This is a genomic window from Thermus sp. 2.9 (assembly GCF_000794385.1).
GTDB classification, from domain to species: Bacteria; Deinococcota; Deinococci; order Deinococcales; family Thermaceae; genus Thermus; species Thermus thalpophilus.
This window is the reverse complement of record NZ_JTJB01000001.1, coordinates 138,344-161,544: the sequence shown is the minus strand read 5'-3', so window position 1 is coordinate 161,544 and position 23,201 is coordinate 138,344. Positions and strand designations below refer to the sequence as shown.

The 23,201-nt window shown below is 67.8% G+C and carries 28 protein-coding genes, 1 tRNA gene and 1 pseudogene; 11 read left to right on the top strand and 19 right to left on the bottom strand.

What is annotated here, in order from left to right; genetic code table 11:
* Nucleotides 1-423: 423 nt before the first annotated feature.
* On the bottom strand, nucleotides 424-801 hold the full coding sequence (mgsA, locus tag QT17_RS00875; protein WP_039455292.1) for a methylglyoxal synthase: 378 nt from the start codon (nucleotides 799-801) through the stop codon (nucleotides 424-426).
* A gap of 22 nt (nucleotides 802-823) precedes the next feature.
* Between mgsA and QT17_RS00870 the strand changes: the two genes are divergently transcribed.
* The 4 genes and pseudogenes from QT17_RS00870 to QT17_RS00855 all read left to right on the top strand — a co-directional run bounded on the left by QT17_RS00870 (nucleotide 824) and on the right by QT17_RS00855 (nucleotide 3,858).
* Nucleotides 824-1,147 carry a nucleotide pyrophosphohydrolase gene (locus QT17_RS00870; RefSeq protein ID WP_039455476.1) on the top strand — a complete coding sequence of 108 codons (324 nt, stop codon included), beginning with the start codon at nucleotides 824-826 and terminating at the stop codon, nucleotides 1,145-1,147.
* Nucleotides 1,148-1,151: 4 nt separating this feature from the next.
* On the top strand, nucleotides 1,152-2,054 hold the full coding sequence (locus tag QT17_RS00865; protein ID WP_039455290.1) for an ABC transporter ATP-binding protein: 903 nt from the start codon (nucleotides 1,152-1,154) through the stop codon (nucleotides 2,052-2,054).
* Nucleotides 2,047-2,799, top strand: a complete 753-nt coding sequence (locus tag QT17_RS00860; protein WP_039455288.1) for a hypothetical protein — start codon at nucleotides 2,047-2,049, stop codon at nucleotides 2,797-2,799. The genes QT17_RS00865 and QT17_RS00860 overlap by 8 nt, the downstream gene beginning before the upstream one ends.
* A pseudogene (locus QT17_RS00855) lies at nucleotides 2,789-3,858 on the top strand (YbfB/YjiJ family MFS transporter). Before QT17_RS00860 ends, QT17_RS00855 begins: the two are co-directional and overlap by 11 nt.
* Here QT17_RS00855 and QT17_RS00850 read toward each other — a convergent pair.
* Nucleotides 3,855-5,390, bottom strand: a complete 1,536-nt coding sequence (locus QT17_RS00850; protein ID WP_039455286.1) for a carboxypeptidase M32 — start codon at nucleotides 5,388-5,390, stop codon at nucleotides 3,855-3,857. The pseudogene QT17_RS00855 and the gene QT17_RS00850 overlap by 4 nt on opposite strands.
* Before the next feature lie 255 nt (nucleotides 5,391-5,645).
* Between QT17_RS00850 and QT17_RS00845 the strand changes: the two genes are divergently transcribed.
* The 3 genes from QT17_RS00845 to QT17_RS00835 all read left to right on the top strand — a co-directional run bounded on the left by QT17_RS00845 (nucleotide 5,646) and on the right by QT17_RS00835 (nucleotide 8,218).
* On the top strand, nucleotides 5,646-6,716 hold the full coding sequence (locus QT17_RS00845) for an A24 family peptidase (protein ID WP_039455283.1): 1,071 nt from the start codon (nucleotides 5,646-5,648) through the stop codon (nucleotides 6,714-6,716).
* Nucleotides 6,717-6,783: 67 nt separating this feature from the next.
* Complete coding sequence (locus QT17_RS00840) at nucleotides 6,784-7,287, top strand: DUF2939 domain-containing protein (RefSeq protein WP_039455282.1); 504 nt, start codon at nucleotides 6,784-6,786, stop codon at nucleotides 7,285-7,287.
* 10 nt (nucleotides 7,288-7,297) lie between these two features.
* A complete protein-coding gene (locus tag QT17_RS00835; RefSeq protein ID WP_039455475.1) occupies nucleotides 7,298-8,218 on the top strand; it encodes a nitroreductase family protein in 921 nt (306 codons plus the stop codon).
* On the opposite strand, the gene QT17_RS00830 is transcribed toward QT17_RS00835, so the two are convergent.
* A complete protein-coding gene (locus QT17_RS00830) occupies nucleotides 8,172-8,984 on the bottom strand; it encodes a C40 family peptidase (RefSeq protein WP_039455280.1) in 813 nt (270 codons plus the stop codon). The genes QT17_RS00835 and QT17_RS00830 overlap by 47 nt on opposite strands.
* Nucleotides 8,985-9,051: 67 nt before the next feature.
* Here QT17_RS00830 and QT17_RS00825 point away from each other — a divergent pair.
* Nucleotides 9,052-9,127 (top strand) — tRNA-Trp (locus QT17_RS00825).
* 38 nt (nucleotides 9,128-9,165) lie between these two features.
* On the top strand, nucleotides 9,166-9,864 hold the full coding sequence (locus QT17_RS13140) for an FAD-dependent oxidoreductase (RefSeq protein WP_081995741.1): 699 nt from the start codon (nucleotides 9,166-9,168) through the stop codon (nucleotides 9,862-9,864).
* On the opposite strand, the gene QT17_RS00815 is transcribed toward QT17_RS13140, so the two are convergent.
* From QT17_RS00815 to QT17_RS00755, 13 genes are read right to left on the bottom strand one after another with little or no spacing between them, the layout of a single operon-like run.
* Nucleotides 9,757-10,758 (bottom strand): A/G-specific adenine glycosylase, encoded by a 1,002-nt coding sequence (locus QT17_RS00815; RefSeq protein WP_039455275.1) that lies wholly within the window; start codon nucleotides 10,756-10,758, stop codon nucleotides 9,757-9,759. The genes QT17_RS13140 and QT17_RS00815 overlap by 108 nt on opposite strands.
* Nucleotide 10,759: 1 nt before the next feature.
* A complete protein-coding gene (locus tag QT17_RS00810; RefSeq protein WP_039455472.1) occupies nucleotides 10,760-11,182 on the bottom strand; it encodes a CoA-binding protein in 423 nt (140 codons plus the stop codon).
* 8 nt (nucleotides 11,183-11,190) lie between these two features.
* Entirely contained in the window at nucleotides 11,191-11,841 is a 651-nt protein-coding gene (locus QT17_RS00805; protein WP_039455273.1) for a nuclease-related domain-containing protein, read from the bottom strand.
* Between the two features lie 3 nt (nucleotides 11,842-11,844).
* Nucleotides 11,845-12,690, bottom strand: coding sequence for an NAD+ synthase (locus QT17_RS00800; RefSeq protein ID WP_039455271.1), 846 nt, complete (start codon nucleotides 12,688-12,690; stop codon nucleotides 11,845-11,847).
* Complete coding sequence (locus QT17_RS00795; RefSeq protein ID WP_039455269.1) at nucleotides 12,677-13,552, bottom strand: nitrilase-related carbon-nitrogen hydrolase; 876 nt, start codon at nucleotides 13,550-13,552, stop codon at nucleotides 12,677-12,679. The genes QT17_RS00800 and QT17_RS00795 overlap by 14 nt, the downstream gene beginning before the upstream one ends.
* A gap of 4 nt (nucleotides 13,553-13,556) precedes the next feature.
* The gene (locus QT17_RS00790) at nucleotides 13,557-15,116 is read right to left on the bottom strand and encodes a 1,4-alpha-glucan branching protein (RefSeq protein WP_039455268.1); all 1,560 of its coding nucleotides are present in this window, start codon (nucleotides 15,114-15,116) and stop codon (nucleotides 13,557-13,559) included.
* 4 nt (nucleotides 15,117-15,120) lie between these two features.
* A complete protein-coding gene (locus QT17_RS00785; protein ID WP_039455267.1) occupies nucleotides 15,121-15,930 on the bottom strand; it encodes a [LysW]-aminoadipate kinase in 810 nt (269 codons plus the stop codon).
* Between the two features lie 8 nt (nucleotides 15,931-15,938).
* The gene (gene argC / locus QT17_RS00780) at nucleotides 15,939-16,973 is read right to left on the bottom strand and encodes an N-acetyl-gamma-glutamyl-phosphate reductase (RefSeq protein WP_039455266.1); all 1,035 of its coding nucleotides are present in this window, start codon (nucleotides 16,971-16,973) and stop codon (nucleotides 15,939-15,941) included.
* The gene (gene lysX / locus QT17_RS00775; protein ID WP_039455470.1) at nucleotides 16,966-17,811 is read right to left on the bottom strand and encodes a lysine biosynthesis protein LysX; all 846 of its coding nucleotides are present in this window, start codon (nucleotides 17,809-17,811) and stop codon (nucleotides 16,966-16,968) included. The genes argC and lysX overlap by 8 nt, the downstream gene beginning before the upstream one ends.
* 50 nt (nucleotides 17,812-17,861) lie before the next feature.
* Nucleotides 17,862-18,026 carry a lysine biosynthesis protein LysW gene (gene lysW / locus QT17_RS00770; RefSeq protein ID WP_039455264.1) on the bottom strand — a complete coding sequence of 55 codons (165 nt, stop codon included), beginning with the start codon at nucleotides 18,024-18,026 and terminating at the stop codon, nucleotides 17,862-17,864.
* The gene (locus QT17_RS00765; RefSeq protein ID WP_039455262.1) at nucleotides 18,020-18,340 is read right to left on the bottom strand and encodes a paraquat-inducible protein A; all 321 of its coding nucleotides are present in this window, start codon (nucleotides 18,338-18,340) and stop codon (nucleotides 18,020-18,022) included. The genes lysW and QT17_RS00765 overlap by 7 nt, the downstream gene beginning before the upstream one ends.
* Before the next feature lie 10 nt (nucleotides 18,341-18,350).
* Nucleotides 18,351-18,842: a homoaconitate hydratase gene (locus QT17_RS00760; protein ID WP_038029259.1), complete on the bottom strand. Its 492-nt coding sequence runs from the start codon at nucleotides 18,840-18,842 to the stop codon at nucleotides 18,351-18,353.
* Nucleotides 18,835-20,100, bottom strand: coding sequence for a 3-isopropylmalate dehydratase large subunit (locus tag QT17_RS00755; protein ID WP_039455257.1), 1,266 nt, complete (start codon nucleotides 20,098-20,100; stop codon nucleotides 18,835-18,837). Before QT17_RS00755 ends, QT17_RS00760 begins: the two co-directional genes overlap by 8 nt.
* A gap of 22 nt (nucleotides 20,101-20,122) precedes the next feature.
* Here QT17_RS00755 and QT17_RS00750 point away from each other — a divergent pair, with 22 nt between their 5' ends.
* Nucleotides 20,123-20,344, top strand: coding sequence for a type II toxin-antitoxin system HicB family antitoxin (locus QT17_RS00750; protein WP_039455254.1), 222 nt, complete (start codon nucleotides 20,123-20,125; stop codon nucleotides 20,342-20,344).
* Nucleotides 20,334-20,540 carry a type II toxin-antitoxin system HicA family toxin gene (locus QT17_RS00745; protein ID WP_015716116.1) on the top strand — a complete coding sequence of 69 codons (207 nt, stop codon included), beginning with the start codon at nucleotides 20,334-20,336 and terminating at the stop codon, nucleotides 20,538-20,540. Before QT17_RS00750 ends, QT17_RS00745 begins: the two co-directional genes overlap by 11 nt.
* A 2-nt stretch (nucleotides 20,541-20,542) precedes the next feature.
* Here the strand turns inward: QT17_RS00745 and lysS are convergent, their stop codons facing one another.
* From lysS to QT17_RS00730, 3 genes are all read right to left on the bottom strand, one after another.
* A complete protein-coding gene (gene lysS, locus QT17_RS00740) occupies nucleotides 20,543-21,673 on the bottom strand; it encodes a homocitrate synthase (protein ID WP_039455250.1) in 1,131 nt (376 codons plus the stop codon).
* Nucleotides 21,674-21,817: 144 nt separating this feature from the next.
* Complete coding sequence (locus QT17_RS00735; RefSeq protein ID WP_039455247.1) at nucleotides 21,818-22,609, bottom strand: isoprenyl transferase; 792 nt, start codon at nucleotides 22,607-22,609, stop codon at nucleotides 21,818-21,820.
* Between the two features lie 42 nt (nucleotides 22,610-22,651).
* Nucleotides 22,652-23,194, bottom strand: coding sequence for an NAD(P)/FAD-dependent oxidoreductase (locus tag QT17_RS00730; RefSeq protein WP_039455244.1), 543 nt, complete (start codon nucleotides 23,192-23,194; stop codon nucleotides 22,652-22,654).
* Between the last annotated feature and the right edge of the window lie 7 nt (nucleotides 23,195-23,201).

Below are 23,201 nucleotides of genomic sequence, written 5' to 3'. Positions count from 1 at the left end.
TGGGCCTCTCGGCCCTGGGAGGCTTGGCGCCGGTGGCGGTGCTGGGCCTGACCCGCCTCCTGGTGAACAACCTGCAACCGATCTGGGAAGCGGCGCCCTTACTCCAGCCCCCTCTAGCCCCTGGCAGGGCTGGCCTTGGCCTTTAGTCTGGATTTCCTCCTCACGCCCTGGGTGGCCTACCTTCAGAGTACGGCGAACGAAAAGCTCACGGCCTGGGTCCACGGAAAAGGGGGGCTGCGCCCCCGACCTGATCCCCCTTGAAGACCCCTCTTTCCGCGACAGCTTCCGGGTGCTGCGCAACCAGGCCCCCTACCATCCCCTCAATCTGACTGGTCTTCCTGGGCCATGCCTTTCGGGGAGGGCTCACCGTGGCGGGGGTGCTCTTCCCACCCATCCCAGTAGGGGAGTCTGCCGCAGGACCCTCTAGCCCACCAGGGAGGCGAGCCACGGGACCAAGGCTTCCGCCGCCATAGGGTTGGTGGCGAGGGGCACCCCGTGCACGTCGCACACCCGCAGGAGGGCCTGGACGTCGGGCTCGTGGGGCTGGGCGGTGAGGGGGTCGCGGAAGAACAGCACGGCCAAAATCCGCCCCTCCGCCACCCGGGCCCCCATCTGCTGGTCCCCACCCAGGGGGCCCGAAAGGAGCTTTTCCACCTCCAGCCCCGTGGCCTCCTCTATCCGCCTCCCCGTGGTGCCCGTGGCGACGAGGGGAAAGCGGGCGAGAAGCTCCCGGTGCCTCCGGCAAAAGTCCACCATGGCCTCCTTTTTGGCATCGTGGGCGATGAGGGCAAGGGCCCGCATGGGGGCATTGTACGCTTGGGGCATGGAGCCCCTCACCTTTAGGGAAGCGCAACGCCAGGTGGATGCGTGGATCTCCCAGTTCAAGGAGGGCTACTTCCCACCCCTCCTCCTGCTGGCCCGCCTTGCGGAGGAACTGGGAGAGGTGGCCCGGGTCCTGGCCCACCGCCACGGCAAAAAGCCCAAGCCGGGGGAGGCGGAAGGGGATTTGGCGGAGGAGCTCGCCGATCTCCTCTTCGTCCTCATCTCCCTGGCCAACCGGGAAGGGATTGACCTGGAGGAAGCCTTCCGCAAGGCCATGGAAAAGTACCAAAAGCGGGACGCCACCCGCTGGAGCCCCCTAGACTAGGGCCATGGAACCCCTCCTCCAGGCCCGGGGGCTGGTGAAGCGCTTTGGGGCCCTCACCGCGGTGCGCGGCGTGAACCTCGCCTTGCGCCCGGGAGAGGTCCTGGCCTTCCTGGGCAAAAATGGGGCCGGCAAGACCACCACGGTGAAGATGCTCTCCGGCCTCCTCCTTCCCGACGAGGGGGAGGTGCGCCTATTGGGCCGGGATCCCTTCCAGGACCCCAAGGCCCTCCGCCATCTGGGGGCGGTGCTGGAGGGGAACCGCAACGTCTACTGGCGGCTCACCCCCTTGGAGAACCTGGTCTACTTCGGCGTGGCCCGGGGGCTACGCCTGAAGGAGGCCCAAAAGCGGGCCTTGGCCCTCCTGGAAGCGTACGGCCTCCGGGAAAAGGCCCACACCGAGGTGCGCCACCTCTCCCGGGGCATGCAACAGAAGCTCGCCCTCCTCCAGGCCCTCATCCACGACCCCGAGGTGCTCCTTTTGGACGAGCCCACCCTGGGCCTGGACGTGGAAACCGCCCTCTTGGTGCGGGAGCGGATCCGGGCCCTGGCCCAAAGCGGCAAGGCCATCCTCCTCACCACCCACCAGTTGGAGGTGGCCGAGGCCCTGGCGGACCGCATCGCCATCATCCACCGGGGGGAGGTGGTCCTGGAGGAGGAAAAGGGCGCCCTCCTCGCCCGCTTCGCCGGGGACCACTACGTGCTGGAGCTGGAGGGCCCCGTGCCGGAAGGAGCCTTGGCTCGGCTTCGCGCCCTGGGGGTGGAAGGGGATGGACCTTTCCTCTTTCGCGGGGACGGGAAGGCGCTGTGGCGGGTCCTCGAGGCCCTCAAGCCCCTTCCCCTCAAGCGGGTGGCCAAGGCGGAGGCCGATCTTCTGGAGGTCTTTTTAAAGGTGGTGGGCCATGCTTGACCTCTTTTTGGCAGAGTTCTGGCGGAGCCTCCTCTACCTCCGCCGCTACCCCCTGGAGCTTCTGGGGGCGGTGGTCACCCTAAGCCTCATCTTCTACTTCCTCTTCCTCGGGGCCCGGTTCCTGGCGGGGCCGGGGGCGGAGTTCGGGGGAAGGCTGGAGGCGGTGCTGGTGGGCTATTTGCTTTGGACCTTCACCCTTTCCGCCTATAACGGCCTCTCCTTCGGCCTTATGGAGGAGGCGCAGACGGGCACCCTGGAGCAGGTCTTCCTCACCCCCTATGGGCCCATCCCCCTCTTTTTGGTGCGGAACCTGGCGGGGCTCCTTTCCCAGGGCCTCTTGGTCTTCCTCATCGCCCTGGTCCTCATGGCCCTCACCGGGGCCCGGCTCGCCTTCGCCCCTGGGGTGATCCTCCCCTGCTTGGCGGTGCTCCTCGGGGGGTACGGCCTGGGCTTCGCCATGGGGAGCCTGGCCCTCCTCTACAAGCGGGTGGAGCAGCTTCTGGGGCTTTCCCAGTTCCTCCTCCTCTTCCTCCTCCAGGCCCCGGGCACGGGGCCCTTCGCCCTCCTGCCCTTAGCCCCGGGGGCGGCCTTGGCCCGGAGGATGCTGGCGGAAGGAGCCCCCTTGGACCCCTCTGCCTTGGGCCTCGCCTTCCTGAACGGCTTGGCCTACCTGGGCGTGGGCCTCTTCCTCTTCCGGCGGGCGGTGTACAGGGCCAAGCGGCTGGGCCTCCTCCATGGCTATTAGGATCCTCCTCCTCACCCTGGGGCCCGGGGTGGCCCTGGGCCTGGGGCGCTTCGCTTACGCCCTGGTCCTTCCCCTCATGCAGGCCGCCTGGGGGCTTTCCTACGCCCAAGGGGGGCTTTTGGGTAGCGCCAACACCTTGGGGTATTTCCTGGGAGCCATCGTGAGCCACCGCCTTTTGGGGTGGCTCGGCTACCGGAGGGGGTTTTTCCTGGCGCTCCTCCTCCAAGGGGGGGTCTTGGCCCTCACGGGGGCTGATGGCTACGCCTTGGCCTTCGCCTTAAGGCTTCTCCAAGGCGCTTTGGGGGCCTTGGTCTTCGTGGGCGGCGCCGCCTTGCTCATGGCCCTGGGAAGCTCGGGGCGGAGCTTGGGCGCCTACTACGGCGGGGTGGGCCTCGGCCTCCTCCTCGCCCCCTGGCTCCTCTTGGGAGCGGACACGCCGGAAAGCGCCTGGGGACGTCTTGGCCTTGGGGCCTTTCTCCTCTCCTTGGCCCCCCTTTGGACCTGGAAAGCGCTCAAGGAGCCCCCGCCTCCCGCCCGGGGGGAGGGAAGCCTCAGGCCCATCCTCCCCCTTCTCCTGGCCTACGGCCTCTACGGGGCGGGGTACATCGGCTACATGACCTTCGTGACCACGGCGGTGGGGGACTGGACCCTGCTTTTCACCCTCCTCGGCCTGGGCGCCCTCCTTACAGGGGTGGTCTGGGGTACCTGGGTGGAGCGGGTGGGGGGAAGCGGGGGCTATTCCACGTGCTCCTGGTGCTCTTTTTGGCGAGCCTCCCCCCCTTGGCCCAGGGGCTTCCCGGGCTTAGCGCCTTCCTCTTCGGCCTGGCCTTCTTAGGGGTCATCACCGCCGTCACCCAGGCCTTCCGCGCCCTCCTCCCCCCTTCCGCCTGGCCCAGGGCCATGGGGCTTTCCACGGCGGCCTTCGCCTTAGGCCAAGCCTTAGGCCCCGCCTTGGCGGGGCTAGGGGCCGAAGCCTTGGGCCGGGGGGAGGGGGCCTTGTGGGTGGCGAGCCTCCTCCTGGCCCTAGCCCTCCCCCCCGTCTGGCCCCGGCGGGGCTAGAAGCCGTAGAGGGCGGCGAACTTGCGCTCCAGGTAGGCCAGGAAGGGCTTGGCGCTCGGGGCTTCCCCGGTCACCCGCTCCACCAGGGCCCTGGGGCGGAAACGGCTCCCCTCGGCGTGGATCTTGGCCCGGCTCCAGTCCAAAAAGGGCCGGAACTCCCCCCGGGCAAACATGGGCTCCAAGGCCCCAAGCCCCGCCTCCGCCTTCTGGAAGAACTGGGCGGCGTAGAGGTTGCCCAGGGTGTAGGTGGGGAAGTAGCCAAAAAGCCCCCCGGACCAGTGGACATCCTGCATGACCCCGTCCTTGTAGTCCTTGGGGGCCACCCCGAGGTAGGCCCGGTACTTCTCCGCCCAGGCCTCAGGAAGGTCCTCCAGGGCGAGCTCGCCCCGGAAGAGGGCCACCTCGAGCTCCAGGCGCACCAGGATGTGGAGGTTGTAGGTGACCTCGTCGGCCTCCACCCGGATGAGGGAGGGAGCCACGGCGTTCACGGCGAAGTGGAACTCCTCTAGGCCCACATCGGCGAGGCTCGCAAAGACCTCCTTCGCCCGGGGGAAGAAGCGCTCCCAAAAGCCCAAGGAGCGGCCCACCAGGTTCTCCCAAGTGCGGCTTTGCGACTCGTGCACCCCCAAGGAGACCGCCTCCCCCCTGGGAGTGCCCCAGTGCTCCTTGGGCAGGCCCTGCTCGTAGAGGGCGTGGCCCATCTCGTGCAGGGTGCCGAAGATGCCGGCGTTGAAGAAGTCCTCGTAGTAGCGGGTGGTGATGCGCACGTCCCCCGGGCCGATGGAGATCTCAAAGGGGTGGGCCGTGGGGTCCAGGCGGCCGGCCTCGAGGTCGTACCCGCAGGCCTGAAGGAGCTCCAGGGCGAAGGCCCGCTGCGCCTCCTTGGGGTAAGGGCGGTGGAGGATCTCCGTCCTGGGCTGCTTGGCGCTGCCCAGGATGCGGTCCAAAAGCCCCCTTAGCCCTTTCCGGAGCTCGGCGAAGAGGGGTAGAAGCTCCTCCACGCGCATCCCCGGCTCGTACCCGTCCAAAAGGGCATCGTAAACCTCCCCGTAAGGCGGGTCCCCGGGGGCCGGGGGAAGGCTATAGAGGATGTTGGCCTTCTCCTGGGTCAGGGAGAAGACCCGCTTGAGGTAAGGCAAAAAGCCCTGCCAGTCGTTGCGGGGCCTTGCCTCTTCCCAAAAGCTTTCGCTCTCGCTTTCCGCCTGGGCCAGCTCCACGGCGAGCCTTTCGGGAATGGCCCGGGCCCGCTCGTAGGCCTGGCGCCACTCCCGCACGTTCACCGCCGCGTCGGAAAGGGGGTCTTGCACCAAGGGGGAACCCTCCACCCGCTCCAACCACTCCCCGATGCGGGGGTCGGTCATGCGCTGGTGGAGGAGGCGGGCCAGGGCGGCCATCTGCCGGGCCCGGTGCTCGTGCCCCTTCCTGGGGATCATGGTGCGCTGGTCCCAAGCGGCCAAGGCCCCCAAGGAGGCCAGGTAGGCGGTTTCCCTTTGGAACTCCAAGAGGTTTTGGTAAGCGGCTTCCGGCGTCACGGAAGCATCCTACACCTGGGGTGTGAAAGCGGGGCGAATGGCCTCCCGCCTCCGCGACCCAAGGAAAAGGGGCGGCTCGCCCTAAGTTCCCCCTGAAGGGGCCCACCCAAGCCCTCCGCCCAGCCCAGACCGAGGACGCGGCGAAAGGCCTCGAGGATGGGCCGGCTAGAACCGCCTCTCTTTCGGAAGCTTCCAAACCCAGAGCCCCTCCTAGACCCCAAGAACCCCAGGCGGCCCACCCCGTAAAATGCCCCCATGTGGCCCCTCTTCGCCCTGGTCTTGGGCCTTTTGGTGGGCTCCTTCCTCAACGTGGTCATCCACCGCCTGCCTAAGGGAGAATCCATCGTCTTCCCCCCTTCCCGCTGTCCCCACTGCGCCCACAGGCTTTCAGCCTTGGACCTGGTCCCCGTCTTCTCCTACCTGGGCCTTCGGGGGCGGTGCCGCTACTGCGGCAAGCCCATTAGCCCCCGTTACCCCTTGGTGGAGGGGCTCACGGGGGGGCTTTTCCTCCTCGCCGCCCTCTTTTACCCGCCCTCGGTGGAAGCGCTTTTGGTCTTCGCCTTCTTGGGCTTTCTCGTGGCCCTCTCCTTCATTGACCTGGACACCTTTGAGCTTCCCGACGCGCTCACCTACGGCCTCCTCTTCCTGGGCCTCCTCGGGGCCTGGCTCCTTTCCTTTCCCCTCCCCTTCGGGGAGGCCCTGGACGGGGCCCTCCTGGCGGCGGGAGGGCTTGGGCTCATCGCCGGCTACGCCAACCTCTTCATGAGGCGCTTCCAAGAGGGCCGGGCCGAGGTGCCCGTGGGGCCCCACCAGGTGCACATGGCGGCCCTCTTCGGGGCGCTGTTGGGCCCCGGGGTGGGGATGGCCTTGGCCTTCCTCACCTGGGCCCTTTCCGGGCGCACCGGAAAGCCCGTGGTCCTGCCGGACCGCCTGACCCTGCCCCTTCTGCCCCTGGCCCTCCTCCTCGCCCCCGCCCTGGGCCTGGACCTCCTGGCGAGCCTCAAAGGAGCCCTCCTCGCCGCGGGGGGCCTGGCCCTGGCCGGGGGGCTTTACTGGGCCCTCCGCCCGGTGCCGGAAGGGGAAGACGAGGAGCCCGTGGCCCTGGGTTACGGGGATGTGAAGCTTTTGGGAGCCTTGGGCGCCTGGCTTGGGCTTTACGCCTTCTTGGCCCTCTTCCTCGGGGTCTTCGCCGGGGCTTTGGCCGGGCTCCTTTTCCGCCAGCGCAAAATCCCCTTTGGGCCCTACCTGGCCCTCGGGGGGGTGGCGGCCTTCTTCTTCGGGCCGGCCATCTGGGAGGCTTACTTGCGCCTTCTCGGGGTTTACTAACCAGCCCTTGGCCCCGTATTCTGTAGGGGGGACAGGTTTATTCCCCTTTCCAAATCCAGGAGGAGCCATGCGGAAGCCCCTATGGATCGCTCTTTTGGCCCTCGGCCTTGTGGGTGTGGCCCTGGGAGCCTACCTTTGGGCCTCGCCCTACCTCTTCCTCCGCCACCTGCAAAACGCCATCCTGGCGGGCGACCGGGCCCAGCTGGAGCGCATGGTGGACTTCCCCCGGGTGCGGGAGGGGCTTAAGGCCCAGATCAACGCCCACGTGCTCCAGGAGGCGGCCAAGGAAGCGGAGAACAACCCCTTCGCCGGCCTGGCCTACCTCTTCGCCGCGGGCCTGGTGAACGCCTTTGTGGAGGCCCTCCTCACCCCGGAGGGGCTCGCCGCCTTGGGCACGGGCGCCGAGCCGGGCCAAGCCCCCAAGGAGGAGGTGAAGAACTGGCGGCTAAGGTACCTGGACTTCCGCACCGCCTACATCCACCACAAGGACGACCCGGAAAGCCGGCTTTACCTGGAGCGGCAGGGGCTTTTCGGCTGGAAGGTGGTGCGGCTGGAGTTTCCCTTGCAGTAGGATGCCTCCCGTGGACCTTCTGGAAGTCCTGGCCAGACGGCGTAGCACCCGCCGCTTCAAGCCCGAGCCCATCCCCGAAGAGGACCTAGAAAAGCTCCTCTTCGCCCTGCAGCGGGCCCCCACGGACGCCAGCGCCCAGCTCTACTCCGTCATCCGGCTCCGGGACCCCGCCCTCCGGGACGAGATCGCCAGGCTCTCCGGGGAGCAGGAACACATCCGGCAGGCGGCGGAGTTCTTCGTCCTCTTGGCGGACGTGCACCGCCTGGAACGGCTTCTCGCCCACCGGGGGCAAGCCATGGCCCCTTGGCCCAGGACCGCCCTCCACTTCGCCATCCTGGACGCGGGGCTTTCCGGGGCTTACCTGGCCCTCACCGCCGAGGCCTTGGGCTACGGGGTTTGCTTCATCGGAGGGGTGCTGAACGGGATAGAAGCCCTCGTAGACCTCCTGGGGCTTCCCCCGGGGGTTCTTCCCGTGGCGGGCCTGGCGGTGGGCGTGCCCGACGAGGAGGGCCCGCCGAGGCCAAGGCTTCCCCGCAGGCTCGTGGTCCACGAGGACCGCTACCGCCCCTACAGCGCGGAGGACCTCGAGGAGGCCTACCGGGCCATGGCCCCCTACAGCCGGGTGGGGGACTGGAACCGGGTGCTAAAGCGCTACTTCACCCAAGGGGGCACCATGGAGGCGCGGGAAACGCCCTATGGCAGGGCCCTAGCCCGCCAGGGCTTTGACCCCGACCTACCCCCAGGGGCCCCCTTCTACTCCCTCGGGGCCCTTTTGGAGGAGGCCCTTCGGGAGGCCAGGGGGGTGCTCTTCCGCCCGGGGGAGGCCTGGTTGGAGCGGGAGCAGGAGGCCTTCCGGGGTGAAGGAAGGCCAGGAGAAGCCCTCCTCACCGCCCTGAGGAAGGCCCGGGGGGAGATCCCGGACTGGCCGTAGCCTCCTGCGCCACCCGCCGCGCCCCCCGGTAGGCCTTTTGGTAGAAGGGGGCCTCGAGGCTCTCAATCACCACCCGGCTCCCGTAGCTAGAGGCGTGGGCGAAGACCCCCCGGCCCAGGTAGATGCCCACGTGGTCCACCTCCTTCCCCCCGAAGCTGAAGAAGACCAGATCCCCGGGGCGGAGGGCATCGGCGGGGGTGAGGGCCTGGTACTGCTCCTTTGAGGTGCGGGGCAAGGCCACCCCAAGCTCGGCGTACACCTGGGCTACGAAGGCGGAGCAGTCCAGGGCCAAGGGGGAGTTGGCCCCGTACTTGTAGGGCACCCCCAGGTAGCGGAGCACCGCCCGCAAGAGGGGGCTTTCGGGGTTCCACTCCTCCTCCACCTCCCCTTGCGCCTGCCCTTCCGGGGCGGGTGGGGCCTCCTGGTTTGGGGGAAGCCGGAGCACCTGCCCCACCTTGAGCTCGGGGGAGGCGAGGCCGTTTAGGCGCATGAGCGCGTCCACCGTGGTCCCATAGCGGCGGGCGAGGGAAAAAAGGGTGTCCCCAGGGGCCACCACGTGGGTGGAGGCCTCGAGGGGCTTCACCTTCAACACCTGCCCCGGGCGAATGAGGAAGCTTTCCAGCCCGTTGAGGCGCATGAGCTCCTCCACCGTGGTGCCGTAGCGCCGGGCGAGGGAAAAAAGGGTGTCCCCGGGCGCCACCACGTGCGTGGCCTCCTGGGCGAAGGCGAAAAGGAGGAAGAGCAAGGCAAAAAGAAGGCGGGGCATGGAGCCATTTTACCCCTTCCGCCCCCTTCCCCTTGGCGCCAAGGGTGTGCTACAATCCCCAAGGCGGGGGCCGTTAGCTCAATTGGCAGAGCACCGGTCTCCAAAACCGGGGGTTGGAGGTTCGAGTCCTTCACGGCCCGCCAGCGCGCCCTCCCTAAGGGAGGGCCTTTTTCTTAGGGTTATGCGGAGCTACCAAGTGCTCATCGTGGGGGCGGGCTTCGCCGGGGCCGAGGCCGCCTGGCACCTGGCCCGGGCTGGGGTGGAGGTGGGCCTCCTCACCCAAAGCCTGGACTCGGTGATGATGCCCTTCCTCCCCCCCAAGCCCCCTTTTCCCCAAGGAAGCCTCCTGGAAAGGGCTTATGACCCCGAGGACGAGCGGGTCTGGGCCTTCCACGCCCGGGCCAAGTACCTCCTCGAGGCGGAAGCCCGCCTCCACCTCTTCCAGGCCACGGCCACGGGCCTCCTCCTGGAGGGGGAGCGGGTGGTGGGGGTGAGGACCTGGGAAGGCCCCCCCGCCTGGGGGGAGCGGGTGGTGTTGGCGGTGGGAAGCTTCCTTGGGGCCCGACTTTACCTAGGCGAAGTGGAGGAGGAGGCGGGAAGGCTCTCCGAGGCGAGCTACCCCGACCTTTGGGAGGACCTAAAGGCCCAGGGCTTTCGCTTCGTGGTGCGGGAAAGGGAGGTGCCCCAAACCCCCACCACCCCGGGCTACCGGGTGCGCTACCACGCCTTCCACCCCGAGGAGTGGGAGGAGGAAACCTTCCGCCTAAAGCGCCTAGCGGGGCTTTATGCCGTGGGGCTCTGCGTGCGGGAGGGGGACTACGCCCGCATGAGCCAGGAGGGGAAGCGCCTCGCCCAGTATCTTCTCCATGAGCTTGGGTAGGGGCTTGGCCTGAGGGTCTTCCCCCTCCCCGTCCCAGGGGGCCCCGTACACCCGCACCCGAAGCCGGCGGTGGGTGAGGGCGTGGCGCACCTCGGCCAGGTACCGGGGCGCCACGCCGAAGGCCTGTGCCCGCGCCTCCAGCTCCCCTTCCGGGAAAAGGGGCACCCCGTAAAGCCCCCGGAAGCGGCCCGCAAGGCGCTCCAAGTACACCCCCCGCCTCCCCAAAAGGACCAAGGCGGCGAGCCCCTCCTCCGGCGCCTCCCGCCTCCTCGGCCTCGGGTAGCGCGCCCAAGCCTCCCGGCCCCGGCAGAAGGCGGCGAGGGGGCAGGCGGGGCAAAGGGGCTTCCGGGGAAGGCAGACCACCGCTCCGAGCTCCATGAGGGCCTGGTTCCACTCCCCGGGGTCCTCCCCCTCGGGGAGAAGCCCCTGGGCCAGGGAAAAGAGCTCCCGAGGGGATGGGTTTTCCAGGGCGAAGAGGCGGGAGAGCACCCGCCGCACGTTCCCGTCCACCGCCGCCACCCGCTCCCCGAAGGCCACGGAGGCCACCGCCGCCGCGGTGTAGGGCCCTAGGCCGGGGAGCTCCTGAAGCGCGGCGAAGCTTGGGGGAAGGGCCTCCACCTCCCGGCTCAGGCGGTGGAGGCGCTCCGCCCGGCGGTAGTAGCCCGCCCCCTGCCAGACCCTCAGCACTTCCTCCAGGGAGGCTTCCCGCAAGGCCTTCAGGGTGGGAAAGCGGGCCAGGAAGCGGTGGTAGTAGGGGATGGCCTGGGCCACCCGGGTCTGTTGCAGGAGGACCTCGGAAACCAGGATGCGGTAGGGGTCCTTCTCCTTCCGCCAGGGAAGGGGCCGGGCGTTTTGCCGGTACCAGGCGAGGAGGGCCTTCTGCCAGGCTTCCACGCTAGAGGGGAATGGGGCCTCGGAAGAGGCGCTTGTGCTCCACCATGAGGCAACGGTCCGCCACCACCGGGATGCCCGCCTCCCGTAGGGCCTCCTCAAAGCCGGGGTGGGTGATCCCCGACTGGAGCCAGACCAGGCCGGGCCTCAGGGCCAGGATCTCCGGGAGGTGGTCCGGGAGGGCGGAAGGGGGGCGGAAGACGTCCAGGATGTCCACCGGGGCCTGGAGATCGGCGAGGCTCGCCGCCACCTTCTCCCCAAAGAGCTCCTCCCCGGCGAAGCGGGGGTTCACGGGCAGGATGCGGTAGCCCTTCTCCCACAGGTACTTGGGCACGTAGTGGGCGGGGCGGGAAGGGTCCTTGTGGGCACCCAAAACGGCGATGGTCCGGGCCCTTTCCAGATAGGCCCGCAGGGCTTGATCGTCCATCATCTCAATCATTTCACCCTCTTCTCCAGAAGCTCCGCAACCTTTTGCGCCTGGGCGAAGCTTAGCCGGGGAGGAAGCCCCTTGAGGTAGGGCACCACCTCCTCGGGCCGGAGTACGGGAAGCCGCCCCACCTGGCGGCCCTCCAACTCCCCGCTCACGAAGACCAGAAGCGGCTCCACCTCCACCCCCAGAAGCTCGCGGAGCTTGTGCGCCTGGCGCCAAGCCTGGCGCACGAGGTCGTCCCGCCGCTCGCCCCGGATCCAAAGGCCCCGGGGCGTGGCCCGGATCTTGCCGGTGTAGTTCTTGACCTCCACATTGAAGACGCCGGGCGGCCCCACCACCACGTGGTCGGCGTTCTCCCCGCCCAGGTCCACGTCGTGGAAGACCCGCCAGGTGGAGGGAAGCTGGGCCAGAAACTGGGCCACCCGGGCCTCCCCAAGGTAGCCCCGGGCGCTCGCCACCACCACCCGCTCCACCTCCTTGTCCTGGAGGAGCTTGGCCACCGCCAAAAGGGCCAGGGGAAAGGCCAAAAACCCCGCCCAGGGGACCAGGAGCTTGACGAGAAGCCAGGCCACGAAGCCAAAGGCCAAGAGGACAAAGGCCACCCGCCAAAGTTTTTTGGAAAGCGTCTTTCCCGCCTTGCCGATCTGTCGCGCCATAGCCTAGAGCCTAAAATCCAAGGGCCTCAGGTAAAACTCCCCGATGGCGGTGGAGGAAAGGAGGGCCACGGTAGGCAGGGCCCGCTTCCAGTGGGTGCGGTTCACCCGCTCCTTCACCCGCCTAAGCTCTTCCTCCGTGTAGCCCAGGCTCAGGATGTAGGCGTCGGGATAGCCCTTGAGGTAGTGCTCCAGGATCACGTCCGCCCGCAGGTAGCGCACCCCCAGGTCCGCCTCGTCCGTCTGGCCAGGGATGAGGTCGGCGGTGGGGGGCTTCCTCACCACCGCCTCGGGCACCCCCAGGTACTCCGCCAGGCGCCAAACCTGGGTCTTGTAGAGGTCGCCCAAGGGGTTCACGGGAGGGGTATCGTCCCCGTGCCAGGTGAAGTAGCCGAAAAGCCTTTCGGTCTTGTTGCCCGTGCCCAAGGGGAGGGCCTTGTAGGCCTCGGCCTTGTCAAAGAGGACGATCATCCGGGCCCGGGCCATGACGTTCCCCTTGCGGTGGGGGGTGAGGTCGGGGGTGAGGGCGGCGTACCCCTCCACCATGGGGGTGATGTCCACCTCCTCCAGGGCCACGCCGAAGGTGCGGGCCACCAGGTGGGCGTGTTCCCGGGAAAGGGGGCTGGAGTCCCTGTGGGGCAGGAAAAGGGCGTGGACGTTCTCCGGCCCCAAGGCCCGCACCGCCAGGGCCAAGGTGGTGGCGGAGTCCACCCCGCCCGAGACCGCCACCAGGGCCTTGGTGTACCCCCGCCAGGCGAGCTCCTCCCGGATGAAGCGGGTGAGGAAGTCCGCCACCAGGGGCCAGTTGAGCTCCAACACCTCGTGCGCCTTGGGCGCCTCAAGAAGCCTCATGCCGCCTCCCGTTGAGGACCCGGGTGAGGTCCGGGAGAAGAAGGGGAAGGCCCGCCTCGAGGTCGGAAAGGAGGGGGCTATCGTAGCGCACCGGAGGGATCCGCTCCCGGTCCAGGTGGAAGAGGAGGGCCGCCTCCTCAAAGAGTGGCGCCTCGGCCAAAATCCGCCCCTCGGGGCCCGCCACCAGACTCCCCCCGCTCATCCCCTTCCCCGCCTCAAAACCCACCAGGCTGGCCAGGACCACGTAGACCCCGTGCTCCGCCGCCACCGCCTGGGCCAGGGTGCGCCAGCGGGCCACGTTCTCCGGGCGCTCCCCATGGAAACCCCGAGCCGGGCTTGCCGCCGGCACGTAGATGACCTCCGCCCCGTCCAAAGCGGCGATGGTGGCGGTGACGGAGTGCCAGAAGTCCTCGCAGATGAGGATGGCCGCCCGGCCAAAACGGGTGCCGAAGGCCTCCACCCGCCGGCCCCGGGCCAGGTAGCGCTCCTCGTCAAAGACCCCGTACGTGGGGAGGAAGACCTTGCGGTGCACGTGGACCACCCGGTGAGGGAGCTCCAGGTAGGCGGCGCTATTGTAGTAAGCCCCCTCGTCGCGCTCGTAAAACCCCACCACCACGTCCAAAAGCCCCTCCCAACCCGCCTCCCGGTGCACCTTGGAAAGGAGCTCCAAAAGCTCGTAGCGGGTGAGGGCGAGCTCCCGCACCCCCCCTTGCAGGAAGTACCCCGTGAGGGCGGCCTCGGGCAGGACCACCACCTCGGGGGCGTGGGGCTTTAGGAGGCGGAGGGCTTCGGCCAAGCGGGCCAGGTTCTCCCGAACCCGCCCCTTCTCCGGCCGGAACTGGAGGATGGCGTGCCGGACCACGGCCTTATCCTAGCTCTTGGTACAGCCTAAAGTCCGCCTCGGGAAAGGGGTTGTCCTGCTCCTCCAGCGCTTTTAGCTCCTCCGGGGAAACCCCTCTTAGCAGGCGGAAGAAGCGCTCGGCGTGGGCCTTATAGCGCTCCTCGGCGTACTCCTTGGCCTGGCCGGTGTCTATGAGGAAGGGCCAGTCGGAGGCCTCCAGGAGGAGAAGCTCCCGCATGGCCTGCTGCAGCGCCGAAGAGGGCAAGACGCCCCGCCGCACCGCCTCCCGCATGGCCCCTTCCGCCCGGTAGACCTGGCGCCAGTAGTCCAAGGTGGCCTCGTTCAGCCAGACCCTGTGGTCCCCGCCCCGGCCCCAAGACCCCTCGGGCAAGGCGGTGCGCACGGCGGGCCCCTGCACCGCCTCCTTGGCCGTCACCGCCTTCACCCCTTCTTCCCGGGCCAAGAGGCGCAAGACCTCTTCCAGCCACGCCACCCCCTCGTACCACCAGTGGCCGAAAAGCTCTGCGTCGTAAGGGGCCAGGATGACCCCACGGGGATGGCGGCGGGCGAGGCGGGCCACCAGGCCCACGAAGTGGGCGGCGTGTTCCCGCACCTTGGCGAAGGCGGCCTCGGGGTCGTAGGGGGCCTTGGCGGCCAGGTCCGCCTGGCGGTGGGTCACCCGCCAGTGGTGGAGGCCGGAAAGGGGGTCCTTGCGGTGGAACTCGCGGTAAAGGCCCTCCCCCGGGTAGCCGTGGTCGGCGCTCCAGACCTGGAGAGCGGTCTCTTGGTTGCGGGCGAGGACCCGAAGCCCCGACTCCAGCTCGTGCACGTAAAAGGTGGCCTCCCCGCTTTCCACCGGCCCCAAGCTCGCCTCCCCATAGGGGGCAAGGGGCTTACCCCCTTGGACCAGGTGGGCGTCCACGAAGGTGTAGCGGATCCCAGCCCGCATCAAAAGCTCGTCCACCCCGGCCCTAAGCCCTTCCGGGGGGCCCTCCACCGGGGGCTTCCAAGGACCCCGGGGGCGGTAGGCCATCTCGGGCAGCCAAAAGCCCGTGGGGTGTTGGGCGAAGTGGCGGCGGTGGGTGGCCACCCCGGTTTTGATCTGGGCCCAAAGGGCCTCGTCGTAGCCGAGGAGGGGCGAGTAGCCGTGGGTGGCGTTGGAGGTGATGAGCTCCACCTGCCCCCGGTCCTGGGCCCGGCGGAAGGCGGGCAGAATCTCTCCGGAAAGGGAGTGAAAGTGGTCCAGGGTGAGTTCCCAGAAGGTCACCTGGTGGCGGGCGCTTTTTTCCAGGTCCGTGCCCTGGTAGCGAAGGTAGTCCCCCTGGGCTCGCTCCAAGCGGTCTTGGGCGTAGGCGGAAAACCCTTGGCGGATGCGGGCGTCCGCCAGTTGCTCCGCCAGGATGGGGGTAATCCCCAGGGTGAAGCGGGCCTCCACCCCTTCCTGCCAAAGCCTCTCCAGGGCCCGCAATAGGGGCAGGTAGGTCTCGGCCATGGCCTCGTAGAGGGTTTCCTCCCCAAAGGGCCACATCCCGTGGGCCCGCACGTAGGGGAGGTGGCCGTGGAGGACCAGGGCGAAGCGCGCCATGGGGCTAGCGTACCACGGTGCCCTCTCCCGCCAGGGCACGGCGGATGGGGTTTTCCACCCGGGCGTCGGCGAAGACCACCCGCTTCACCCCACCCCGCACCGCCTCCACCGCCCCCATCACCTTGCGCTTCATCCGCCCCTGGGCCAGGGCCAGGTACTCGGGATCCTCCACGTTGTGCACGGGGATCTCCCGCACCAGGCTCCCCTCGTCCGGGTAGCGGGCGAGGAGGCCGGGCACGTTGGAGAGGTACACCAAAGCCTCCGCCCCGTAGGCGGTGGCGATCAGGGCGGCGATCTGGTCCCCGTCCGTGTTGATAGCCTCGTTTTCATAGCTTAGGGCGGGCGGGGTGAGGACGGGGAGGTAACCCGCCCCCAGGAGGAGGTCCAAAAGCGCCTTGTTCACCTCCTCCACCGTGCCCGTGTAGTCCCCGCGGTGGATCTTGATTTTGCCGTCTTCCACGTACTTCACCGCGGTCTTCCTGCGGCCCACGAGAAGCCTTCCGTCCAGGCCGGAAAGCCCGATGGCGTTGGCCCCTTCCCGCTGCAAAAGCTCCACCAGGCGCTTGTTCACCAGGCCGCAGTAGACCATCTCAAAGATCTCCAGGGTCCTGCGGTCCGTGAGGCGGCTCACCTGCCCCCCCGGGTGGGTGAGGAAGCGGGGCGGGTGGCCCAGGGCCTCCGCCACCTTGTTGGTCTCGCTGCTTCCCCCGTGGACCAGGATGAGCCGCGCGCCCTCCCGCCACAAGGAGGCCGCGTCCTTGGCCACCGCCTCGTAGTTGATGCCCTCCGCGCCGCCCACCTTGACCACGATCATGGCGCCTCCTAGGGGTGGAGCCCGGGGAAGTCCAGGCCCAGGGTCTCCGGCCAGCCCATGCGGATGTTCAGGGCCTGCAGGGCGTGGCCGGCGGTGCCCTTCACCAGGTTGTCAATGGCGGTCATGACCACCAGCCTGCCCGTGTCCTCCTCCAGCTCAAAGCCGATGTCGGCGTAGTTGGTGCCCTGGACGAAGCGGGGGTCGGGGTAGCGGTGGACGCCCTTCTTCTGCTTGACGAGGCGGACGAAGGGCTCGGCCCCGTAGGCCTCGCGGTAGGCCTGCCACACGTCCCGCTCGCTCCAGCCGTCCTGGAGGAAGCACTGGGCGGTCATGAGGATGCCCCGCACCCGGTCGGTGGCGATGGCGGTGAGGTGGACCTCGGGGCGGCCCGGGAGGTTTTCCACCACCTCGGCGGTGTGGCGATGGCCCGTGGGTTTGTAGACCCGCAGGGAACCCGCCCTTTCCGGGTGGTGGCTCGCCGGGGTGGCCTCCGCCCCGGCGGCGGAGGTGGAGATGAGGAGGGTGACGAAGATGGGGGTGGGCTTGAGCACCCCGCCCTTCAGGAGGGGATAGAGGCCGAGCAGGGTGGCGGTGGCGTTGCACCCCGCCCCCGCCATCCAGTCCGCCTCCTTTAGGGCCTCCCGGTGGAGCTCGGGCACGGCGTAGACGAAGCGGCCCAGGAGGTCGGGCCTGGGGTGGTCCCCGTAGTACTTGCGGTAAAGCTCCAAGTCCTTCAGGCGGAAGTCGGCGGAGAGGTCTATGAGGATGGGGGCCAAGGCGGCGTAGCGGTCAAACTCCCGGGCCAAGACCCCGTGGGGCAGGGCCAGGACCAGGATGTCCGCGGGCTCCAGCTTCTCGGGGGGGATGAACTTGAGGTTCGTTCTCCCCCGGAGGTTGGGGTGGACGAAGTGCACGGGCTCGCCGGCGAAGCGCCTCGAGGTCACCTGCTTCACCTCCAAATAGGGGTGGGAAAGGGCCAGGCGCAAAAACTCCCCCCCGGCGTACCCGGAAGCCCCCACGATGGAGATGGTCTTCCTATCCACGGGCCACCTCCCAGGCGTAGCGCAGGATCTCCCCGGGGATGTCCACCCCCGTGGTGTGCACGGAGTTCTTGAACTCCATGGTGTGGTTCACCTCGTTCACCAAAAGCCCCCGCTCGGACTCAAAGAGGTCAATGGCCACCACCCCGCCCCCCACCGCCTGGGCCGCCCGCACGGAGAGCGCGGCGAGCTCCTCGGTGAGGGGGCAGTTTTCCGCCTGGCCGCCCCGGGCGGTGTTGGTGATCCAGTGGGGGCTTTTCCGGTAGATGGCGGCGATGGCCCTATCCCCCACCACGAAGACCCGGATATCCCGCCCGGGCTTTTTCACGTACTCCTGCAGGTAGAGGAGCTGGTGCTGGAAGCCCCCCAGAACCTCCTTGTGCTCCAAGATGGCCTCCGCCGCTTCCCGGTCGGTGATCTTGGCGAGAAGCCTCCCCCAACTCCCGATCACGGGTTTGAGGACCACGGGGTACCCCCAGGCCTCCATGAGCTTCAGGGCCTCCTCGGTATCGGTGAGGAGGGCGGTTTTGGGCTGGGGCACCCCGAGGCGGGCCAGGGCCACGCTGGTGGCCCACTTGTCCCCGCAGGTTTCCATCACCTCGGGGCGGTTCACCACGGGAATGCCCAAGGCGGTGAGGTAGCGGGCCACGGCCAGGCCCCGGCTTTGGCTCACGCACCGCTCCAGGGCCACCGTAACCCCCTCCAGCTCCTCGGGCCTTTCCCCCAGGACCATGGGCAGGGCGGGAACGTACACCTTCTTGTAGGGGATGCCCAGGGCCTCGGCCCGCTCAAAGAGCATCCTCTCGTCGGGGCGGATGCGGTCGTAAAGGATGGCCAGCATGGCTCTAGAAAGGGGGAAGGCCAAAAGGCCTTCCCCAAGGCTTCAAAACCTCACTCGCCCCAGTCCTCCGCCTCCTCGGGGGCGGGCTCGAGGCGCAAGGGGTCAAGCCCCACCACCTCTAACTCGGCGCCGCAGTCCTCGCAGACCACCAGCTCTCCAAGCTCGGGGTTTTCCAAACGGATCTCCGCACCGCATTCTGGACAGGTGGCTACCATTCCTCGTCCTCCTCTCCTTCCACTTCGCTCCAGTCGGGGACAAAGCTAAAGCCGCACTCGGGGCACTGCACCTCTTGGCCTCGATCCTCCTCGGATACCTCAAAGGTATAGCCGCAACGGGGGCAGTCCACGAAGAAGCCCTCCAGGCCTTCCTCGGTCACCTCCACCTCGAGGGGATCCAGGGAGACCACCTCCAAAAAGGCCCCGCAGGCTTCGCACTCCAGCACGTCCCCTACTTCCAGGGTCTCCATGTCCTCGGCCAGCACCACGCTGGCCTCGCCGCACACCGGGCAGGTGATCTCCAGGTCCTCCATAAACCCCAGTCTACTCTCCCGGGAAGTGACCATACTTCTTGTAGTAGTCCAGCAGGGAACCCTCCCTCAAAGCCTCCAAGAGGAAGGACGGCGGGGGACGAAGGGCGAAGCGCTCTCCTCCCCGCACCAGAACCCCCGTTTCCAGATCCAGGTCCACCGTATCCCCGTCCTCTAGCGCATCCACCACCTCCTCCGACTCGAAGGGAATGATCCCCAGGTTCACCAGGTTGCGGAAGAAGATGCGGGCGTAGCTTTTGGCGATGACCGCCCGAATGCCCAGCTTGCGCAAGGCCTCGGGAGCGTACTCCCGGCTACTGCCAAGCCCCGCGTTCCTCCCAAAGACCAAGATGTCCCCCGGCCTCACCTCCTTGGCGAACTCGGGCCGCAGGTGGGCGAAGGCGAAGGTGTGGAACCGGTCCTCCCCCACCATGAAAGGAGCGTACTTGCCGGGAAGGATGTCGTCCGTGTTGATGTGGTCGCCAAACTTCCAAACCCTAGGCATGGGCTTCCTCCTGAGGCAAAGAGGCTAGGTCCTCGGGGGTGGCGATATACCCGGCCACGGCGCTGGCCGCCGCCACCCGGGGGCTTGCCAGGTAGATCTCCGCGTCCGGGGCCCCCATGCGCCCGCGGAAGTTGCGGTTGGAGGTGGAAACGCACACCTCCCCCGGGGCCAAAACCCCCATGTGCCGCCCCATGCAAGGACCGCACCCAGGGGTGCCGATGGTGGCCCCGGCCTCCAGCAGGGTGAGCAGGGTGCCATCCCGGGTGGCCTCCTCCAAAACCTGGGAGCTTGCGGGAATCACCAAAAGGCGCACCCCGGGGGCCACCTTCTTCCCCTTTAACACCTCGGCGGCCGCCCTCAGGTCCTCGAGGCGCCCATTGGTGCAAGTGCCGATGAACACCTGGTCCACCCGCTTGCCCCGGACGGCGGCCACCTCCTGCACGTTGTCCACGTAGAAGGGTACGGACACCCTGGGAGAGAGGGTGGAAAGGTCGATCTCCACCTCCCGGGCATACCGGGCGTCGGGGTCGGGGTAGAGCCACTCGGGCACCCGGTACATCCGCAAAATCTCCCCGCTCGGCACCACGAGCCCCGCCTTGGCCCCCGCCTCCACCGTGAGGTTGGCCAGGGTCATCCTTTCCCCCCGGGAAAGGCTTTCCGCCCCGTCCAAGAGGTGGATCTCCACCGCCATATAGGTGGCCCCCTCGGCGGTGAGGAGGCGCACCATCTCGAGGGCCGCGTCCTTGGCGGTAACCCCCTTGGGAAGCCTCCCCCGGAAGGTCACCTTGACGCTTTCCGGCACCCTGAACCAGGTGCGGCCGCTGGCGGCGGCCAGGGCGATATCCGTGGCCCCCATGCCCGTGCCGAAGGCCCCCACTGCCCCGTAGGTGGTGGAGTGGGAATCCGACCCCACCACGATCCAGCCCGGCTGGGCCAGACCCTCCTCGATGAGCACCTGGTGGCACACGCCTCTTCCCACGTCAAAGACCCGGATGCCGTGCTTCCTTCCCCATTCCCGGATCTCCTTCTGGGCCTTGGCCACCTCGAGGTTGGCTGCCGGGGCCACGTGGTCGATGACAATGGAAACCCTTTCCGGGTACCGGGGGGTGGCCTCCAGGTAAGCCAGGCGCTTGAAGAAGCTCCCGGCGATGGAGTCCACCACCATCACCTGGTCCACCTCCACCACCACCAGCTCCCCCGCCCTTACCTCTCTTCCCGCCTTCTCAGAAAGAATCTTTTCCGCTAAGGTCATGCCCATGCCCGCCTCCTATACTGAGGGTATGACCTACACTGCCCTCGTCTACGAAGACCCTGAAACCCCGGGCACCTGGATCGCCGAGTTCCCCGCCATCCCTGAAGCCCATTCCTTTGGCCGGACCCCCGAGGAAGCCTTGGCCCACGCCAAAGAAGCCTTGGAGCTGGTACTGGCCTACCTGAAGGAAACAGGCCGCCCTCTTCCCCCAGACATCCGCACGGTGCAGGTGGGGATAGATGCCGCCTAGACCCGAGGAAGTGGCCAGAAAGCTTCAGCGCCTGGGGTTTGTGGAGCGCATGGCCAAAGGAGGGCATCGGCTTTATGCCCACCCCGATGGCCGGATAGCCGTGATACCCTTCCACAGCGGAGAGCTTCCCAAGGGCACCTTCAAAAAGATCCTGAAGCAAGCCGGCCTCACCGAGGAGGAGTTCCGAAACCTTTAGCCTCATGCCGTGATCCACTCCCTTAAGATGCGGTCCAGCTCCTCGAGGGTAAGCTCCCCCCGGTCCGCCAGGGCCTTGATGTGCTGGGTGATGCGGGCCAGCTCCTCCTCCCCGTAGTGCAGGCCAAGTTCCTCCGCCCGGGCCTTGATGGCATGCCTGCCTGTGAGCTTGGAGGCGATGATGAGCTTGCGCTTCACTCCAAAGACCTCTGGCGGATAGGGCTCGTAGGACTCGGGGTTAAGATAGATGGCCTTGAGGTGCATCCCCGCCTTGTGGCTGAAGGCGGTTTCCCCGGTGATGTAGTTGTTGAAGGGGATCTCTATCCCCACCATCCGGGCCACCATGCGGTCCAGCTCGGGAAGCATCTCCAGCTTGTACTTCCGGCGCACGTACTCGGGTTGCAGGGTGTACATGCGGGCCAGAAAACCCCCTAAAGGGGTGATCCCGTTCCGCTCCCCGATGCCCAGGATGGTGGTGTCCACATGGGTGGCCCCCGCCTCTATGGCCTCAAAGGCATTGGCGATGGCGCAGCCCGTGTCGTTGTGGCCGTGGAACTCTATGTCCACGTTAGGCCCCACCACCCGCCGCACCTCCCGCACCAAGGCGTAGACCTGACGGGGCGTGGCCACGCCCACGGTGTCCGCCAGGCCCACCCGGTCCACGTAAGGGGCGATGGCCTCGTACACCGCCAAGAGGTCGTGCTCGTCGGAGCGGAAGGTGTCCTCAGCGGAGAAGCGCACCTCCACGTGGGGGGCGTGCTCCCGGATGTAGCCGATCACCTCCCGGGCCTCGGCGATGATCCGGGGGATGTCCCGGCCGTGGGCCGCCCGCAGGTACTTGCTGGTGCCGAAGAGGAGGTCAATCCCCTGCACCCCGGTTTCCACCGCCACCTTGGCCGCGTCCAGGCGGGTCTGGATGTGGGTCACCACCTTGGCCTTGAGGCCCAAGGAGGCCAGGACCTCCGCGTCCTTGCGGGACTGGGGAGAGGCCATGGGGGTGGTGACCTCTATATACTCCACGCCGAACTCGTCCAGGGCCTTGGCGATCTCAATCTTGTCCTGGGTGGAGAAGTTCGCCCGCTCAAACTGCTCGCCTTCCCTCAAGGTGGAGTCTATAATCTTCCATTCCCGCATGCGCCCCTCCCTAAAAAGAAAACCGGCCCGAACTCGGGCCGGGGGATAAGGAACCCTTAGAGGGCTATCCTACCCCCCGGCGGCCGAGTTTTTTCCCACGGGCCAGCATCTTGCCTGTAAGGGTATACGAAGCCCCGCATTTTGTCAACGCCCGAAGCGGCGCTCCCGGGCCTGGTAGCTCCTGAGGGCGCGGAGGAAGTCAATCTTGCGGAACTCCGGCCAAAGCACGTCGGCGAAGTAGAACTCGGAGTAGGCGGACTGCCAGAGCAAAAACCCCGAAAGCCGGATCTCCCCCGAGGTGCGGATGATGAAGTCGGGGTCGGGAAGCCCGGCGGTGTAAAGCCTTTGGGCGATCTCCTCCGGGGTCAAGGCGGCCGCCACCTGGCCCGGGGTAAGCCCCTTCTCCTCGGCCTCGAGGAGAAGCCTTTTCACCGCATCCACGATCTCCTCCCGCCCCCCGTAGCCCATGGCGATGTTGAGCACCATGCCCCGGTGGTGGCGGGTGCTTTCCTCCAGGCGCTCCAAGGCCCTCAGCACCTCCTCGGAGAAGCCCTCCCGCCGCCCGATCACCCGCACCTGCACCTGGTGGCGATGAATGCGGTGGTCCTCCGCCATCCGCTCCGCCTCCCGCACGAAAAGGCGCATGAGCTCTTCCACCTCCTCGGGGGAGCGCCGGAAGTTGTCGGTGGAAAAGACCCACACGGTGACGGTCCGGATGCCCATCTCCAGGCACCACTCCAGGACCTCGTAGGCCTTGTGCACCCCGAACTCGTGCCCCTTGGTGGGGGAAAGCCCTAGGGCCTTGGCGTAGCGGCGGTTCCCGTCCAGGATGAGGCCCAGGTGGCGGGGCATGGGCCCCCCCTTCACCTCCCTTTGCAGGCGGCGCTCGTAAAACCAGTAAAGGGGGCGGGTGAGGGAAAGGAGGCGGCGGAGCATACCTTCCCCACCCTACGGGGGAAGGATGAGAAAGGGAAGGCCCTATTTGGCGTGGTCCTTGTAGGGCTCGCCCCGGAGGTCGGAGATGAGCTGCACCGCCACGTAGGCCCCGTCCCCGGCGCTCACGATGGCGTGGCCCGGCACCTTGCCCCGGGCCACCCCGGCGGCGTAGACCCGGGGGTAGCTGGTGCGCCCCCCCTCGTCGGTGTCAATGAAGGTGCCCTTGCGGCTAAGGCCCAGGAGGGAGGGGAGGGTGGGGTCTTTGTGGGTGCAAAGGAGAAGCCTTTCCGCCTCCACCACCCCTTCTTCCGTTTCCACCTCAAAGACCCCGCCCAGGTCCCGCACCCCCTTCACGACCCCTGGGCGCACCTCGGCCCCGTACCGCTCGGCGTGCGCCTTGAGCCGGGCCAAAAGCTCCTCCCCGGAGGGTTCGTCCAAAAGCCCCGGGTAGTTGGGCACCCGGCTCACCTGGAGGACCTGGGAGCGGCCCCCGTCCAATACCAGGGTTTTTAGGCCCGCCCGGGCCAAAAAGAGGGCCGCGGAGAGGCCCGAAGGTCCACCGCCCACCACGAGCACATCCCACATAGCGCCT

What these genes read in the sequence shown, in the direction of transcription:
- QT17_RS00840 (WP_039455282.1), top strand. Translation starts at nt 6,784, where the DNA reads ATGCGGAAGCCCCTATGGATCGCTCTTTTGGCCCTCGGCCTTGTGGGT.
- QT17_RS00750 (WP_039455254.1), top strand. Translation starts at nt 20,123, where the DNA reads ATGACCTACACTGCCCTCGTCTACGAAGACCCTGAAACCCCGGGCACC.
- mgsA (WP_039455292.1), bottom strand. Translation starts at nt 801, where the DNA reads ATGCGGGCCCTTGCCCTCATCGCCCACGATGCCAAAAAGGAGGCCATG.
- lysX (WP_039455470.1), bottom strand. Translation starts at nt 17,811, where the DNA reads ATGCTGGCCATCCTTTACGACCGCATCCGCCCCGACGAGAGGATGCTC.
- QT17_RS00730 (WP_039455244.1), bottom strand. Translation starts at nt 23,194, where the DNA reads ATGTGGGATGTGCTCGTGGTGGGCGGTGGACCTTCGGGCCTCTCCGCG.
- QT17_RS00760 (WP_038029259.1), bottom strand. Translation starts at nt 18,842, where the DNA reads ATGCCTAGGGTTTGGAAGTTTGGCGACCACATCAACACGGACGACATC.
- QT17_RS13140 (WP_081995741.1), top strand. Translation starts at nt 9,166, where the DNA reads ATGCGGAGCTACCAAGTGCTCATCGTGGGGGCGGGCTTCGCCGGGGCC.
- QT17_RS00765 (WP_039455262.1), bottom strand. Translation starts at nt 18,340, where the DNA reads ATGGAGGACCTGGAGATCACCTGCCCGGTGTGCGGCGAGGCCAGCGTG.
- lysW (WP_039455264.1), bottom strand. Translation starts at nt 18,026, where the DNA reads ATGGTAGCCACCTGTCCAGAATGCGGTGCGGAGATCCGTTTGGAAAAC.
- QT17_RS00860 (WP_039455288.1), top strand. Translation starts at nt 2,047, where the DNA reads ATGCTTGACCTCTTTTTGGCAGAGTTCTGGCGGAGCCTCCTCTACCTC.
- QT17_RS00830 (WP_039455280.1), bottom strand. Translation starts at nt 8,984, where the DNA reads ATGCCCCGCCTTCTTTTTGCCTTGCTCTTCCTCCTTTTCGCCTTCGCC.
- QT17_RS00745 (WP_015716116.1), top strand. Translation starts at nt 20,334, where the DNA reads ATGCCGCCTAGACCCGAGGAAGTGGCCAGAAAGCTTCAGCGCCTGGGG.
- QT17_RS00845 (WP_039455283.1), top strand. Translation starts at nt 5,646, where the DNA reads ATGTGGCCCCTCTTCGCCCTGGTCTTGGGCCTTTTGGTGGGCTCCTTC.
- QT17_RS00800 (WP_039455271.1), bottom strand. Translation starts at nt 12,690, where the DNA reads ATGAGGCTTCTTGAGGCGCCCAAGGCGCACGAGGTGTTGGAGCTCAAC.
- QT17_RS00805 (WP_039455273.1), bottom strand. Translation starts at nt 11,841, where the DNA reads ATGGCGCGACAGATCGGCAAGGCGGGAAAGACGCTTTCCAAAAAACTT.
- QT17_RS00790 (WP_039455268.1), bottom strand. Translation starts at nt 15,116, where the DNA reads ATGGCGCGCTTCGCCCTGGTCCTCCACGGCCACCTCCCCTACGTGCGG.
- QT17_RS00810 (WP_039455472.1), bottom strand. Translation starts at nt 11,182, where the DNA reads ATGGACGATCAAGCCCTGCGGGCCTATCTGGAAAGGGCCCGGACCATC.
- QT17_RS00755 (WP_039455257.1), bottom strand. Translation starts at nt 20,100, where the DNA reads ATGGGCATGACCTTAGCGGAAAAGATTCTTTCTGAGAAGGCGGGAAGA.
- QT17_RS00865 (WP_039455290.1), top strand. Translation starts at nt 1,152, where the DNA reads ATGGAACCCCTCCTCCAGGCCCGGGGGCTGGTGAAGCGCTTTGGGGCC.
- lysS (WP_039455250.1), bottom strand. Translation starts at nt 21,673, where the DNA reads ATGCGGGAATGGAAGATTATAGACTCCACCTTGAGGGAAGGCGAGCAG.
- QT17_RS00870 (WP_039455476.1), top strand. Translation starts at nt 824, where the DNA reads ATGGAGCCCCTCACCTTTAGGGAAGCGCAACGCCAGGTGGATGCGTGG.
- QT17_RS00785 (WP_039455267.1), bottom strand. Translation starts at nt 15,930, where the DNA reads ATGATCGTGGTCAAGGTGGGCGGCGCGGAGGGCATCAACTACGAGGCG.
- QT17_RS00735 (WP_039455247.1), bottom strand. Translation starts at nt 22,609, where the DNA reads ATGCTCCGCCGCCTCCTTTCCCTCACCCGCCCCCTTTACTGGTTTTAC.